The organism is Mangrovivirga halotolerans, assembly GCF_026241165.1.
Lineage (GTDB): Bacteria > Bacteroidota > Bacteroidia > Cytophagales > Cyclobacteriaceae > Mangrovivirga > Mangrovivirga halotolerans.
Genome location: NZ_JAPFQN010000004.1, coordinates 296,303 through 311,681 on the forward strand (window position 1 = coordinate 296,303; position 15,379 = coordinate 311,681).

The following is a 15,379-nucleotide window of genomic DNA, read 5'->3' on the forward strand; positions in this document are numbered from 1 at the left end:
TATCCCAATCAATATCTTTAAATAGCAGGGTAATTGATCACTAGTTTTTTTCATGTTGCTATTTAAGCTAATTACAGATTACGGTCTCATATAACCGTCAGCTAAGGGTTAATATGCTTTGATTTTTGATATAGCCCTGGGACCGGATGTAAGCGAAGCCGCCATAATTGTGGCTATGCATTGTTAGAAGCTTTTTAATGTTTGCTTTCTTGGTGGAGTAACTCATATATACCACGACCTAACGCAGCAGGAATACATGTTACATGGCTTTCATCTTTGAAAATAACCGTTTTAAGTTTCAGGGAGTTATAATTGCGTGAACGTAGTAATCCCTCAACTTTTTTGATATTATTTGAGGTTAATTCTTCCAATTCACCAGCACTTATAAAAACATCCGCATTCATATCGTTATATTTTTTTGCATATTCTGATTCATAATCATAAATGATGCCTTCCTTATAATGAATACTTGGGCTTCCAATCAGATACTTTGAAAATAAATCAGGGTTATTAAAAAGAGTATACAATCCAAACAAACCACCAAAAGAATAACCACAAAGCATTTTTTGGCTACCATCGATTCGATAGTTTGATTCAATAAATGGCAAAAGTTCTGCTTCGATGAAATTTAAGAATAATTCGGCTCCACCAGTATTTACTTCTACATTGGGGACACCCGAGCTAATAATCCTTCTTTCTAAGTCAGCCTCAGTTATCGAGTCTTTGGCTGGAGTAAGATCTCTCGTGCGTCCTAAAACCCATTTTAGTAATGCCTCATTGCTTTTTCCACCATATCCAATCCCTACTATAATTACCTCAGGGATTAAGGAATGCGGTGTTATCAATATATCAGTAAAGCCTTTTACTATCGAATAGGTACGGTAAGGGTCCAATAAAAAAATTACAGGATAATCACTATCCGTACTGTGATAGCTTTTAGGTAAAGAGACTAATAATTCATAATCCTGACCGACAATGTTCGAAGGTAAGGTTCTAATCTCAGTTCCCTCAAGGGTTACAGCGGGATAATTTTGATTGGATTTTCTATTCTGAGAAATTGCCTGAGTTGAGAAAATTCCAACTATGAGGAAGTTGATACATATATTTATTATCACAGTTTTCATAGTTTAAAATTTCATTGACTAAATAGCTTCTATCGTACCATATTAAGAGGGTGAGGTGAACGAGCAAGGTCGCGTCGACCTTAATGTAATTTAACGAAAAGTACTTACCCCGACAATAACCGTGAAGCAGCATACCGCTTTACACATTGTTAACTGTTGGCTTATAATTTTTATGGTTGGAGTTGTTTCAAAATCCATTTCTCATCCTTGAACTCAAAAAGTTTTCTGTCATGGAATCTTGATTTCCTGAATTCCATAAACTCAATTCGCACAGGTTTGATTGAAAACCCACCCCAGTCTTTTGGCTTGTCAATTTTTTTGTTTTTGGTTACCCTTTCCAAAACCTTTTGTTCAAGTAGTTTAATAGTGCTGGTCTCTTTACCTTGCTCACAAATCATAGAAACTACCTTGGAATTAAAGTCTCGTGCGTGAAAATATTTTTCCGCAAGTTCTTCAGAGATTTTTGTTGCTATTCCCTGAACTCTAATTTGTCTCTCCGTTTCGGTCCACCAAAAGGTTAATGAAACCTTATTGTTTTTTTCTATTTCAATACCTTTCCGTGAATTTAATGGTCCAGTTATAATAAAGGACTCATCATGGATTTCTTTAAAGGATACATATCGTGCATTTGGAAAATCATCAATTCCAATTGTTGATAAACAAACAGCTGTAGGGATTTGAACTTTTGTAAGATTTATTTCTTCTTCAAACCATTTTTTAAAAAGTGGTATTGGTTGTCTGATTTTATCCATATAGTTTTTCAGCTTGATACTCACGATCTTAATAACCGGTGGTATTAATGCTTTTATTTTTTGTTAGTATTTGTGTTCTATCGAGCAATATAACCAGCTTGTATTCCATTCTTTAAATCAAAACTGTCTCCCACAGACCCAACCACAGCATCGCTACGGCTCATATTCAACATTGTTCTTAGCATATACAGTGAATTAATGCCAGTGCAGTGAGCACCAATTATTTTAGAGACTCCAAATTCAAGCAGTTTGTCTGCTGTCCATTTCAAATGTTCATCTGATGCATTTACTAAATGAAAGCCTCCTATAGCGGCGAACACTTTTTCTTCATGAATATTTAATCTAACATGCTCGATAGTATTAATGATGCCTGCATGGCCACAACCTGAAATTAGAACAAACCCATCTTCTGTATCAATCACTAAAGATTGATCTTCGGGTATATTATCTTCTATCGTGCCATTGTCCGTTTTTATTTGAACGTTTCCACTCCAATTTCGCTCTTCATGAATTCGTTCTATTGGTCCTGTAATCCAAACTCCAGGGAATAATTCATGTTGATTTGAATATATAATAAACTCAACCCCATCAGCTTCCAACTCTTTTTTCATTGATAACATGTGATTTTCCCGATCCTCTCTGTGGCTAAATATGCCCATTCCAACATGGACTCTACTTAATGCTTTAGGATTAACTTTTTTTAATTCCTTTCTAAGTGTAAGGAGTCCACCCGTATGATCTCTGTGATTATGGCTGAGAAAAACGTCCTCCACATCAGATAAATCAATGCCTAGCTCCTTTGCATTTTTTAAAACTGTTTCAGGTTTACTTCCCGTATCAAATAATATTTTTTTTCTGTCTACTTCTACTAACGCGGAGTATCCCCATTCTCCTAAACCTCGATTTGCCAGCATAGTTGACAAGGTTGTGATTTTCAATGAAGATACAGTAGTTCTTTTTTTATTAAAGGATGTTTGCTGAGTGAAATTTGATTTTTCCTGTTGGGCTTTTAAATAAAAAACACTAAAAATAAGTAATAAAAGTACAGTGAATTTAATTGGTTTCATGAGTGATATCTTTTTATAAATGCTCTAGCATTAATGATTGAATTTTTGGTTGATTATCGTGCCGATTTCGCGTCCGATAAGACAGTGAAATCCAGCGAGAAGCTGGCGATTGGCCCGGTATTAATGCCGGCATAACTTCGTATATCCTGTTGGCAACTCTTTCATATTAATATCCAATATGTTCTTTAACTGCTATTTTATCCTTCGTACAGGTGAGTTCTGGCCTGTATCCTCCTTCAACATAATGTTCTGAACAAATTGTGTCGTTATTTGTGTATATACAAACTTTGAATAATCCTTCACCTTTGCAGTTAAAACCAAAAGATATTGACTTATAATTTTGCAAATCCGCTGAAGTTATTGTTTCTGAATTTTCAATTGTCTGAAATTCAATTTTATTTATTCCTTCAGGATTAAGTACTTCAAGACTTACAATTACATCAAAACTATCTCCTAATTCAAGTGTCGGATTATCTTTTGAACAGCTCACCAAAACTAACATGATATGAATTAAGAAAAGCGCTTTCAAATTGTTCATTTGTTTAATCATTGTCAACGATTGTATATACGCCACTCTGTGGCACTTATTACATATATATGAATCGTTGTTAATTTTGTTAATAAATCCTTTTCGCTGATCAAAATAGCCGTTTCCTCTTCAAATTCAAACTATTTTAATTATAAAAACCCGATGGTAAGCGTTTGTAACTAACTGTCATCGGGAGTTTTTATATCCGGTTACGTATGGATGTTTAGTAAAAAAGATAGTTGGGGATTGGAAATTGTATTAAATGTGAATTTGCTTTAAGGCACATGGGTATCTTTGTACCAGAAGGAGCCCGCAGAACCAACTATTAATTTTCCAACTTCTCAAAATATTCATTCATTTTGTCCCAGATCGCATAGTATTCTAATTCCTTGGCTCGTTCATCATTACCCCAATCAGTATTGATTATGATATATCTTCCGGTTTTTTTCTCTTTATCAAAAAACATCCATGTTCCTACTCCTGCATCTCCCCCGGTATGGCCTATATATCCCAAAGCACTATGACCTATGAAAATCGCCGGACTGTAATCCTCGTCATAGGGGTGATTGGGATTTCGTGATTCAAAGTTTTGCTCTTCTAATTGTTCGGTAAACAGTTCTTCGTAACTTTCTTTTTGAAGTAAGGTTCCATTACCGTTATAACCTTTAACTAATTCTGCCAGGTATTTTGCCATATCACTACTTGATGAAATTAACATCCCATCCGGGTAGGTTATCGCAGTATAAAATGGTAAAACAGAATCGTCATTTCTATACAATCTTGAATGTTTGGTAATATCTACCTCTTTTAATGACCAACCACTTGAATTCATATCTAATGGTTTTAAAATATGTTCTTTAGTAAATATATCGAATCCCTGACCTGTGGCTTTTTCGATAACCAAAGCACACAGTGTTGCTCCGATATTAGAGTAGTTGTATCGCTCGCCGGGTTTGAAGTCGATGAAATTTTCTTTTTGATAATATTTGCCTTCTGTATCCAGATATTCTTTCAGATAGGTCTCCATTGGCATATCCTGGCTGGGAAGATTGAGTTTTTGATAGGGATAATCAGTATTTACATTTGTTAGGTCCTGGTTCTTTTCCATGATCCAGGCCCTGTTCATATATTGGTCGGTATCATTAATGCCGGATGTATGGGTAGCCAAATGTCTTATGGTGATTACTTCATTTGGAAAATCAGGATTTACTACTTTAAATGGTAAATAATCCTGAATGGGGTCGTTAAGATTAAGTTTGCCCATTTCTTTGGCTTTCATTAGTGCAATACCGATCAACGTTTTAGACACCGAAGCAATATGCTGGATAGTATTTTCGGTATACTTTTCTTTAGTTTCCCGATTAGCAATACCAAAGCCTTTTGTGTACAATACACCGTATTGGTTTACCATAGCCACGGCAAACCCATTTATTTGCCCGTTTTTCTGAATAGAATCTAATTCTGCTGTCAAAGAATCCAGTACAATTTGATTTTCACTTACAGGTTTATCACTGGTTTTGCTTTCCTGGTTACAAGAAGAAAATGCAAGTCCAATAATTAATAGAATAGCTGATTTTTTCATATGGTTTTTTGATAGGGTTGAAGAGGTTGAATTTTGTTATGGATTTCTTTTGTAAATAAATTTAAAAGTAGGGATTATTCATGGAAGCATTTGTTAGCGCCTCTATTAATTTCCAAAAGCAGTTTTTATTTCCTGTTTTATCTGTTCCGATTCACTATTTGAAAGCCAAATTCCACGTACCATTATGCCTGTTTGTTTTTTAAGATTATTGATATCTTCCAATGGATTACTATCAAGCAGTAATAAGTCAGCACGTTTTCCAATTTCAATAGTGCCAAATTCCTTTTCTTTTTCCATAGCTAATGCAGCCTCAGTGGTGGCCATTTTCAATACATCGTAATTTGCTATTCCAATGATGTTTAAAGCTGCAAGCTCTTCATGAAGAGAAAACCCTGGAACTAATAATGGGATACTACCTGCATCGGTTCCTGCAACCAGCTTTGCATTTGATTTGTAAAAACCTGAAACGATTTGAGCGAATAGTTCCTTGTTATTTTCACCGTATTCAGCTAATAGTGCCTCTTTCTTATCAGTATCTTTTAACATAAGACTTTCCCATCTTTTAATAAGTTTGCTTGGAAGTAAACTAGTGATATCCTGGTTTGCTAAAACATTTTCAGCCATCTCCTTATCCCAATTTATCAAGAGGTTATATAAAGTAGGACAGTTCCATGTGCTTGATCTGGCAGTTGATGTTGCATAGTCTTCATTAGCAATTAAATAGGCCTTAACATTATTTCTCCACCCCTTGTATCCGGTTAGATGTTCAATAGATGATTGTTTGTTCAAGGCTTCCTCAATACTAATTGCAATTGGAAGATGTCCTACGACAGGTATAGCTTGTTTTTGTGCTTCATCTAAAATGGCTAAGTAGGTTTCTTTATTAAGGTCATCATATACTTTGATGAAATCGTATCCTGTTTTCTTTTGTTCGATCACTTGTTTTCGTCCTTCTTCAGGAGTTGAAGCCACTATTAAAGTGGGTGGATTATCCATACCATTGATAATAGGGCCTGCCTGATAAATATTGGGAGCCAAAACCTCATTGTTCTTGATTTTGTCTCTTAAAACAAGCTTACCTGGTTCACCTGCCATGTCCCTGACAGAAGTTACTCCGTTAACCAGAAGCAGAAGCATCCATATATTTTTCATCTGATGCTGATCGAACAAGTGTATGTGCATATCTGTAAGTCCCGGCATCAAATACTTGCCTTTCCCATCAATTTCGATTGCTGCTTGATTAATAATATTTATCCCAATCTCTTTAATAACCCCATTTTTTATCAATACATCCTGTTCTACAATTTGAGAATCCAACATGGTCAATGTGTTGACATTCTTAAAAATATATGAGTTCGGTTTATGTTGCTCTGATACCTTTTCGAGTAAGTCATTTATTCTAGAGGCTTCCTTATTCGACATAAATTGAGCATGGCTTACATAAACCGAGATTGTCAAAAATAATGTAAGGAAGAGTTTTGGCGGTTTCATCTTGGGTCCATTATTGGCACTAACGTACCGTGTAAAGGGTATGCGGTGAGCGAGCCGGGTCGCGTCGACCGTAACGTAAGTTAATGAAAAGGGCGAAACCCACCAACAAAAGTGAAGCAGCATACCGCTTTACACATTGTTGGCAATAGTATTTATTTACATTGGTTCAATTCTCTTCTCTAATTGCAAAATAACCTTTTCTCCGTTTGGAAAATCATATTCACTATATACAAATCCATCAACCTCATCAAAGTGAAAAATATGTATAGACAGGCCAATGCAACTTTGGCCTTCTGAGAAAAATTTCCAGCTTTTCTTATAATTTTTATTGGTAGTTTTTACTCCAGCTTGTCCCAGGTTTTTATAAGTAAAGCTTACACTACCTGTTAATCCAATCTCCTCATATCCTTTAAGATTACCTATACCATCCGGCCAAGATAAATTATCTACCAAAGGAAACTTAACCTTAGGAAAAGGTGCTGATTCAGTAAAAATAAGAGGCATTCCTGATCGGGGGGGATGTATCCAAACCGTGGTTGAATCTTCGATAATACCCGTAATATTCTTTTGGACAACTGAATCGTTTGGATTTAAATATTCCCACTTAACTTTTGTCTGCCCCAAGAAACTACCCGGCAAAACAGTAAGCATGACACGATCGACAACTAGAGTGTCATTTAAATGATTAACAATATAATTTCCCAGGGTATCGCTACCCTTTATTCTATCAATAGAATAAATGAACTTAGAATTAGTAGTAAAAACTACATTATCATCGTTATGCTTGCTTTTTATATCATAACCCTCTGTATCTCTGAACATTCTACATGAGGCGCAGATAACTATTAAAGCTAAGAATGAGAAAAATTTCATGTGATCTAAAAATTATTGCTAACGTTAAGGCTATGTGTTCGCCAAACCCTACGGCTGCTTAAAAAAAACGCATAGCTGAAACCCAAAGATAATAGCCCCAACAGAAAAACAAAACGGTGGGCCATACCTGCTGTTGTGAGCAGCCTTATTTCATTTGTCTTTTAAATTCCTCGTAAACACTGGTTATCGATTGGATATCCACTGTTTTAATTTTTACAGTTCTATTATAGTTCCTCAGCTCTTCAAATAATAAATCATTTTCATCCGAGATTAACCTCCAAACTATAATGATTTCATTACCGGATTTGAATTTGAATCCTTCAAAATCATCAGTAAAAGTTGAACTGGAAATTATTATGCTACTATCTGAATTTCTAATCGAATTGAGATGGGATAAAAGCTCGGTATTAGAAAACTTTTTCCAGTCAAGCTGAAATTGTTTAGCCTGAAGCAAATTTCTAATAATATTTATTATGTAACTGGGATAAATCAAATCTTCATTTGTCCCATAGAATTCTCCTTTAATCCAAATTTTACCATATCCCATATCCTGAGACCCAGGTTCAGGAGTATATTCAATAGCAAAATCACTTTTATCTCCGAAGATCATAGTTTTGGTTGCTTATAACGATAAGGCTAAGCGGAGAACCCTATTCCTCGGGGTGGGGTATGAGACTTAGGCATTGTTGTGTGTTCGTTTAACTTTTATTTTATCCTCATCAAATCCAGTTTTTAAATTATTTATCAAATCCTTTACCTTCAACTCATCTCCAAGAGAACTGTAAGAGATATAATAATACTCCTTGTAGGATATTTTAAAAAGAATTCCCGAATCCGATATTAGACATTGTCGCATATCTTTAAATTCGTGTACTTTTGATTCATCATCATAGGATACTGTTAGTGAGCTATCTGAAATAATGAATTGAAAATCTTTATTAAATATCTTTTCCTTTTCTTTTCTGTTGACCCATCTATTAACTCTATTAGGGAATTTTATCAATTCAAATATTCCAATTGCTATGAATGGCAAACCTAAGAACCATCTAGGATAGTAATAAATTGAAATTGCTACCCCAATAATTAAATTTATCGATGCAAGAATCCATTCATTTCTGCCCATAAAAGTGAAATTGTACGAGGATTCAGCATGTACTGTTAATAGCTCTCTATTTTGTTTTTGATTGATTGTTATATCCATATTTTCTTAATGACACACAACGTCAAGGCTATGTGTCCGCCGAAACCAACGGCTACTTAATAAACGCATAGCTGATACCCAAAGATAGCAGCCCCAATTGAAAAACAAAACGACGGCAAATAGGTGTTTTTACCACTCGTATTAATTTACTCTTTTAGTTATTATTACTCCTCCAAATGAGTATTTTCCAAAGGGCAATTCATTAATGAAAGAATCAAAGATCATTTTAAGATCTATATACTTTCTAATCCCTTTTAAAATTTGTCGAATATTCTTTATTTGAACCACTGATGAATCTTGATATTGATCATTTTCAGGCTCCCAATACCAATACTCTCTGGAAAGTTTTGAAGTTTTAATAGTAAAAAATACTGACCTACCATCTAAACCAATAACACAACCTTTAACATCCTTACAACTTTCTAGATTCTCTATGTTATTTAAACTCCCAATATTCATTATCTCTTGAACATGTTTAGATGGAATAGTTAATTTTTGTTGCAGAATTTTTTTTCTTTCTTCTTTTCTATTGACCTTCCAAACAGCAGAAGTTAATGTTCCCGAGTATTGCCCATTTACATCCTCAATTAGTTCAATTTGTTGATAATCTGATATACTTATTTGATAAATCCGTTTATGGGTTGCACTGTCAAATAATGTTTTTGAAATATCAATCTGTGCAACCATCTGCTGCCCGACCAATAAAGATAATATTATGTAAAGTACTATTTTCATTTATGTGTGGTAACGATAAGGCTATGTTTTCGCCGAAACCTACGGCTTCTTAAAAAACACATAGCTGATACTCAAAGATAATCCCTCCATCTGAAAAACAAAACGGTGGGCCATAGCCACTGTTACCTTCAGTTAATTATTATCCATTACCCATTTTTTGATATTTTTATCTATTACCTCGTGATTATTTAATGTTGAATCTACCTTGTCAATTATCTTAATTAAACGATGGAATTCATCAATTCTCCATTTATTTTGAGATTCTCTATTGTAGGATGTGAACTTTTGTGGGTTTAAATAGAAGTATGTTCGTGTTGAATTTTTATTAAACAGTTCAATTTGATACCCGATCCCATCAGTGCCTAACAGTTTATAATACTCTTCTGAACTAAGTGTATAAAATTCATTGTCCTTTTCAATTGTTAGTTTAATATTTTCTAATGGAGGTAAAGTTCTAATTCCAAGTGAATCAATGGTTGACCAAAGATCATTTAAATCTGGTTGAAAATTTAATCCTGGTACCTCAATAACGTTTCCATTTTCATCTAGGAATCCTCTACTGTAATTCCATATGTTATTATTTGAAATTGTTAATTGAGTGAAGGTTTTATATAGGGTAGATGGGCATCTCCAAATTCTGATTTCAAATTTTAAACTGTCTAAATTGGGAGGTTCTATTTCTTTAAAAACTAATTGACTAGAAAGCGAATCATTTTCTATTTCAAATTGTCCGTATGAAAAAAATGGAATTATAAATATTAATATGGCTTCAAAATATTTCTTCATTTATTCATACACATGTTTAGTTTCACAAAATTTACCTGTCAACCTATAAAATAGACTATCAGTTTTTTCATCTGGTTGCAAGTGTTTTTTGTAGAAGCCCACTTGAATGTCATATTCATTTGGGTTTGGGCCGAAGGTTGTACAGGAATTATCGTTCGTTCTATTTGAATCATGTGTTTCAAATGCTTTTGTGATAAAGGATTTAAAAATGGATAATTCATCGGGACTAAGCTGGATATAAGTTTGAAATTGAGTGTCTTCATCTCTCACTAATATCCAGTCTTCATTTTCATAGAAATAACCACTCCTTTTAACTACATAGTTGGTTAATCCAGTTCCCGCAATTCCCCCATGAAACCTCTCCCTAATTTCTATTCGATCTGTTGAATTTATTCGTTCAATAAATTCCGTGTCCGATATACTACAAGACATCATGCATATGAATATAAAAAATAGAAGTACTAATTTAATTTTCATGTTAAGAAATTGAGCCTAACGATTGGCTATGCGCGAATCTGTCTTGCTTATTCCTTATATAGCTTTCGTTGTTTTTGTTGTTAATAAATTCCTTTAATGTTGAAAATAGCTGTTTTCAGCTCAAAATCAAATATTTTATATTATTAATATCCGTTAGTAATCGACTGTAATCGGATAATTTTATAGCCGTTTGTAATCGTTTACTAATGGATAAGATGGGGTGCTGATTTATGTAAGAAGTAAAAGCATAAGTAAATACCTGCGCTAGTGGGAGAAATGAGTCTAACGTTTAGTAAATGGTTTAGTAGCATCCTGAAAGGTGTTATGAGTTATACATCGTGTAATAGCTATAATTTTAATTTACCTTCCTTGTTTATTATTTGCAGCATTTTTTATTTCAGCAAATTCTTTAGTTATGATTTCGCCATCAGTCCCTTCAATTTCTAGCTTCAAAAGGGGGGTATTTTGGTTGTCAATTATTTCAAAATTGTATTTGTGGCCGTCTGGAATTCCATCATCAAAATCATTTGGAATAAAATGACGAACCTTCACATAATACTTATCAGCATAGGTTACTAAAAAGTCATTCTCACCACAAATTGTATTAAAGGATTTAGGATTGCCGTTCTCAAAAATTGTTTTGTCTAATCCATTGTCAACCAACTTTTTATCTGATTCTTCATTTCCTGAATAAAAACCATATTCAACTTTTACTAAGTCAAGGTCTAGATTATCATCAACGGTTACATTAATGGAATTATCTACCGAGTTGCACGAAGTCAAAATTGAAATTAATAAAATCATGGATAATGTGATTTTTTCCATATTGTTTGATTAGTTATAACGTTCAATGTATGAGTTTGTGGCGGATTACCGTGCCGATTTCGTGTCCGATAGGACAGTGAAATCCAGCGAGAATCCAGCGCTTTAACTGACTCTACAGCCGGCATAACTGCTAGGCTACGTTACTATAATTTTTAATGTCCTGTATTTCTTGTTTTGATTTCTCTTTTTGTTCTTCGAGATCAAAATCGGCCTGTAACCCCATCCAGAATTTAGCTGAGGTACCAAAAAACTTTGAAAATCTTAGTGCAGTATCAGCAGTGATTCTTCTTCTACCATGAATAATTTCACTTATTCTTGTTTGAGGAATAAAAGTTTCCTTTGATAATCTATATGCACTTATGTTTAAAGGCTCTAAAAATTCTTCTTTAAGAACTTCTCCAGGATGTATATTAGGTAGCTTTTCCATAATTAATGATAATCAACAATTGAAACATTAAAAGCATCATTGTTCTCCCATTTGAAAATTATTCTCCACTGCTTATTAATTCTAATACTATGATAATCTTTAAGATCACCAGATAGTTTTTCTAATCTGTTAGCAGGAGGGATTCTTAAATCATTTATTGAAAATGAGTTGTTAATCATTCTTAGCTTACGTCTGCCGATTCTTTGAATGTCTTCTGGAAGTTTTTTTGATCTTATCCCATCAAAGACTTTCTCAGTTACTTTATCTCCAAATGTCTTTATCAATGCTTACTCTATTCGTTACTAACGTTAAAGATAAGTAAATGGTTGCTTATGTCAAAATTAATGTAGCCTAACGTCAAGGCTAAGCGGCGAACCCCATCCCTCGGGAAGGGATTATTCATGGAACACACTGTTGTAGCACGTTATTTATATTCATATTTATTCCGCCAAACATCTTCTCCTTTCAAAAAGTCAAGAAGTATTTCAGTCATTTGGTCAACCGATTCTAATGGCTTTACCAATAGAATATGGTCTTCGTCAGTTACAAGTCCAGAAGCTAATCCATCATCTGCTAAACTTCCACCAACGTCCAAAGCTTTATATCCATCAGCATTTTTGTCTTCCAGTTGCACAATGTGAAATTCATTCCAATTGATTGATTTCATAGTGCTTTTTATTATTTCCGCTGTTGCTTTTTCAGTTATGATTTTTGTTTTTTGTCCGTAATCGTATGTTACAATGAGTTTTAAATCTCGTTCTTCTTGTTGGATTTCAAGATTCCGTAATTCAGTTTTATTTTTAGCAATTACGGGTGTGTTTGAATTCCATTTTGTATTCCAACTAATAAAAGTAAATATTCCGATTAATGCTAAAACTCCGAAGATTATGTAGGTATTCATTCTTTTCTCGCGATTTTGGTTTAACGTGTTACAACGTTAAGGCTAAGCGGCGAACCCCATCCCTTGGGGTGGGGGATGATGCTTAGGCACTGTTGTACACTGGCTTATATTTTTAAATTTTTTAAATCTCTTCTAGAATCCCAAATTCTGATTATTTCTATTCGGTTTGATTTAATCAGGTAAAAAATCAAATAATGCCTAACTATTTTTATTCGAATATTCTTATAGTCTGATTTTTTCCCGGATTCAGGATTAGTTGATATTAATTTGACAGCCTGGTTGAATAAATTGTTTAATCTGATGCTATATGTTTTGGACTTATTTCTTTTGAACCAATATTCTAAAATGTCATACTTATCCTTAACTGCACTTTTAGACCAAATTACTTCGTATTTAACCATTCTTTGAAAAAATTATCAACGTCTTTCTGATTCATGGATTTACCTTCATCAATATCTTTAAGACCTTGATCAATTGCACTTTTTTGTTCAGTATTAAGTTCAATAATCTCTGTTGAAAGATTCATTTCTAGTTCAATCATTTCAAGCATCTCTTCGAGAATTTTTTCATCCTTAATATTCTGAATCCGTTCTAAAAGTTTCTCTCTAGTATTCATGCTATAATTATACGAAAAATATTTCATTTGGTCTTGGTAGCCCTTGCTTGTGTACAACGATCTGTGTATGGACAGTAGGGCAGATTCAAAGCTCTTCACTTTCGAGTTTGCACCAAGCCAAAACAAACGTTTTTACTTTTAATTTTCTTTTTTGTTAAACGTCAAAACTTTGTTTTGGCGTTGCCTGCTCAAAGAACAGGAATTTCAATTTATCACTAAATGCCCAATTGGCTATATAACTTGTTGGCATTTCGTTTTTTTTTATTTTAATAGTTGCTCTTCTTTCATTATTTCAACAGCCTTTTCTGTTTCATTCTGTCCGTCAGTCAATGAGCCTGGAAGCATAATCAGTCGTTTTTTGATTTTTCCGTTCTCATCTTCGAACTGCACTTCAAATCTAGAACGAGTCAATCCTTTAACAGCTTTTTTAAGTTTTACAGCTTTAATTTTCTTTCGGTCGATAATTGGTGTTTCTGAATTATTTATACTACTGACAATTCCGTAAATCAGATATAGTCCAATTAGTCCAAATAAAATTGGTTGTAAGGTCTGTCCGTTTTTAAATGCTTCATAACCAAAATAGAACAGTCCAACTGTTATTGCTCCGTAAATTAGAAGGATTCTTGCAATATTGTTTCCAACAGTCACTTTAGTCACATTACCTAAAACCCCGTCTCTCGTCAAGACAATTTTATCAGGAAGGATATGGCAAAATCCCGTTTTTGTCTTAAATGTCTTTTCTGATTCCATTTAGTTTTTTCAATGAATGCCAACGGTTAATGTAAAATGCGTTTTAATGCATTTTTACATAGTGTTAGCTGTATGTTATTTCAATATTTCTACTAAAAAGTCTTCAAAAGATTCTGAAAATTTTTCGAATTCCCATTCTCCAGTTCCGTGCATACTTGTGTAAATAGCTCCTTGGCTATCACTTATATCTATACAGTAAGGGTCTGCTCCCGATTCAGCAATAACAACAAAATTATTTGGCCAATCATTAATTATTTCATCTTTTATTGGATTATATGAGTATCCTTCTTGTCGCTTGATTAAATCATTAGCGCCATAAAGATTTAAGCCCTGAAAAAAATTATCATTATCAATGTAAACATTGAGTGGGGAGTACTTTTTTAAAAACTCGAGGTAACCCGTTGGTAAATCCCATTTTTTTTCAATTTCTAAAATCTTGTTTTCATCGGCAATTGTTAGCCAGTCCGAAGGATTAGATAAATCTTGATTAGTGTTTCGCTCAATTTTTAATAAGTTATCAAGTTTTGCTACTATCTTTTCAAATTCTGTTTTCGGGTTATCTAATGATGGATGTCTTAAAGGTTCTTCGTATCCGCTTCCTGAATTATACCCATTTTCTTTCCATTCAATTATTTCATCGATTCGTAAATCACTTACTTTCCAATAACCAGGATCTTTAGGCAAATCTCTATCAAAAGGTTGATCACTATGGGCGGCAAGACTTTTTATTGCTTTTGATCTACTTGCTAACTCGACATTTTCATCTGTCAGTAATTCTAAAAGCTGATCGTAGCAATTGAACCCCTTAGTTTTTAAAAGTCCATCTATTCCCCAATAGGTCAATTTGGATTGAGTTATTGCCCACTCAAAGAAGGGAATGTAATTAGCTTCATTAACCTTAATTAGCCTAATAATATCGGATAATAGAAAATTTCGCCAATGTAACAATTGTCCCGAACGGCAATAGTCCATTAATATTTCTAAGACTTTTTCTCGACTGTTTTCAGAGAAATTCTTAACCAATTTATTCTTTAGTTTACTGAATTTGCTTCCGTCAGTTTCAGAGAAAATTTCTTTTTCAAATTGTTCAATCGATTTTGCCATAGTGATTCTGAATTACAGCTAACGTTCAATGTATGAGTTTGTGGCGGATTATCGTGCCGATTTCGCGTCCGATAGGACAGTGAAATCCAGCGAGAATCCGATGCCACACCTGGCACCACAGCCGCCATAACTTATACAA

20 protein-coding genes are annotated in these 15,379 nt (G+C 33.9%); all 20 read right to left on the bottom strand.

Going from position 1 to position 15,379, the window contains the following annotated elements:
- Positions 1 to 194 precede the first annotated feature (194 nt).
- On the bottom strand, positions 195 to 1,124 hold the full coding sequence (locus tag OO013_RS07865) for an alpha/beta hydrolase (protein ID WP_266056185.1): 930 nt from the start codon (positions 1,122 to 1,124) through the stop codon (positions 195 to 197).
- Between the two features lie 170 nt (positions 1,125 to 1,294).
- Complete coding sequence (locus tag OO013_RS07870; protein ID WP_266056186.1) at positions 1,295 to 1,876, bottom strand: pyridoxine/pyridoxamine 5'-phosphate oxidase; 582 nt, start codon at positions 1,874 to 1,876, stop codon at positions 1,295 to 1,297.
- 77 nt (positions 1,877 to 1,953) lie between these two features.
- Positions 1,954 to 2,943, bottom strand: a complete 990-nt coding sequence (locus OO013_RS07875; protein ID WP_266056187.1) for an MBL fold metallo-hydrolase — start codon at positions 2,941 to 2,943, stop codon at positions 1,954 to 1,956.
- 166 nt (positions 2,944 to 3,109) lie between these two features.
- Positions 3,110 to 3,481 carry a hypothetical protein gene (locus OO013_RS07880; RefSeq protein ID WP_266056188.1) on the bottom strand — a complete coding sequence of 124 codons (372 nt, stop codon included), beginning with the start codon at positions 3,479 to 3,481 and terminating at the stop codon, positions 3,110 to 3,112.
- A 316-nt stretch (positions 3,482 to 3,797) separates the two neighbouring features.
- Entirely contained in the window at positions 3,798 to 5,054 is a 1,257-nt protein-coding gene (locus tag OO013_RS07885; protein WP_266056189.1) for a serine hydrolase domain-containing protein, read from the bottom strand.
- A 105-nt stretch (positions 5,055 to 5,159) separates the two neighbouring features.
- Positions 5,160 to 6,476, bottom strand: a complete 1,317-nt coding sequence (locus OO013_RS07890; protein WP_266056191.1) for an amidohydrolase family protein — start codon at positions 6,474 to 6,476, stop codon at positions 5,160 to 5,162.
- Positions 6,477 to 6,701: 225 nt separating this feature from the next.
- A complete protein-coding gene (locus OO013_RS07895) occupies positions 6,702 to 7,418 on the bottom strand; it encodes a hypothetical protein (protein WP_266056192.1) in 717 nt (238 codons plus the stop codon).
- A 145-nt stretch (positions 7,419 to 7,563) separates the two neighbouring features.
- A complete protein-coding gene (locus OO013_RS07900) occupies positions 7,564 to 8,028 on the bottom strand; it encodes an Imm42 family immunity protein (protein WP_266056193.1) in 465 nt (154 codons plus the stop codon).
- A 66-nt stretch (positions 8,029 to 8,094) separates the two neighbouring features.
- A complete protein-coding gene (locus OO013_RS07905; protein ID WP_266056195.1) occupies positions 8,095 to 8,619 on the bottom strand; it encodes a hypothetical protein in 525 nt (174 codons plus the stop codon).
- Positions 8,620 to 8,760: 141 nt separating this feature from the next.
- A complete protein-coding gene (locus OO013_RS07910) occupies positions 8,761 to 9,354 on the bottom strand; it encodes a hypothetical protein (protein ID WP_266056196.1) in 594 nt (197 codons plus the stop codon).
- A 132-nt stretch (positions 9,355 to 9,486) separates the two neighbouring features.
- On the bottom strand, positions 9,487 to 10,140 hold the full coding sequence (locus OO013_RS07915; protein WP_266056198.1) for a hypothetical protein: 654 nt from the start codon (positions 10,138 to 10,140) through the stop codon (positions 9,487 to 9,489).
- Positions 10,141 to 10,617 carry a hypothetical protein gene (locus tag OO013_RS07920; protein WP_266056200.1) on the bottom strand — a complete coding sequence of 159 codons (477 nt, stop codon included), beginning with the start codon at positions 10,615 to 10,617 and terminating at the stop codon, positions 10,141 to 10,143.
- Between the two features lie 360 nt (positions 10,618 to 10,977).
- On the bottom strand, positions 10,978 to 11,442 hold the full coding sequence (locus OO013_RS07925; RefSeq protein WP_266056202.1) for a hypothetical protein: 465 nt from the start codon (positions 11,440 to 11,442) through the stop codon (positions 10,978 to 10,980).
- Positions 11,443 to 11,572: 130 nt separating this feature from the next.
- On the bottom strand, positions 11,573 to 11,869 hold the full coding sequence (locus OO013_RS07930) for a HigA family addiction module antitoxin (protein ID WP_266056203.1): 297 nt from the start codon (positions 11,867 to 11,869) through the stop codon (positions 11,573 to 11,575).
- Between the two features lie 2 nt (positions 11,870 to 11,871).
- Entirely contained in the window at positions 11,872 to 12,153 is a 282-nt protein-coding gene (locus OO013_RS07935) for a type II toxin-antitoxin system RelE/ParE family toxin (RefSeq protein WP_266056204.1), read from the bottom strand.
- Between the two features lie 140 nt (positions 12,154 to 12,293).
- Entirely contained in the window at positions 12,294 to 12,770 is a 477-nt protein-coding gene (locus tag OO013_RS07940; RefSeq protein ID WP_266056206.1) for a hypothetical protein, read from the bottom strand.
- A gap of 104 nt (positions 12,771 to 12,874) precedes the next feature.
- On the bottom strand, positions 12,875 to 13,171 hold the full coding sequence (locus OO013_RS20260) for a type II toxin-antitoxin system RelE/ParE family toxin (protein ID WP_369414881.1): 297 nt from the start codon (positions 13,169 to 13,171) through the stop codon (positions 12,875 to 12,877).
- Complete coding sequence (locus tag OO013_RS07945) at positions 13,153 to 13,386, bottom strand: hypothetical protein (RefSeq protein ID WP_266056208.1); 234 nt, start codon at positions 13,384 to 13,386, stop codon at positions 13,153 to 13,155. Before OO013_RS07945 ends, OO013_RS20260 begins: the two co-directional genes overlap by 19 nt.
- Before the next feature lie 261 nt (positions 13,387 to 13,647).
- Positions 13,648 to 14,136, bottom strand: a complete 489-nt coding sequence (locus OO013_RS07950) for a phosphoribosylaminoimidazolesuccinocarboxamide synthase (protein ID WP_266056209.1) — start codon at positions 14,134 to 14,136, stop codon at positions 13,648 to 13,650.
- Between the two features lie 75 nt (positions 14,137 to 14,211).
- Positions 14,212 to 15,240 (bottom strand): SMI1/KNR4 family protein, encoded by a 1,029-nt coding sequence (locus tag OO013_RS07955; RefSeq protein ID WP_266056211.1) that lies wholly within the window; start codon positions 15,238 to 15,240, stop codon positions 14,212 to 14,214.
- Between the last annotated feature and the right edge of the window lie 139 nt (positions 15,241 to 15,379).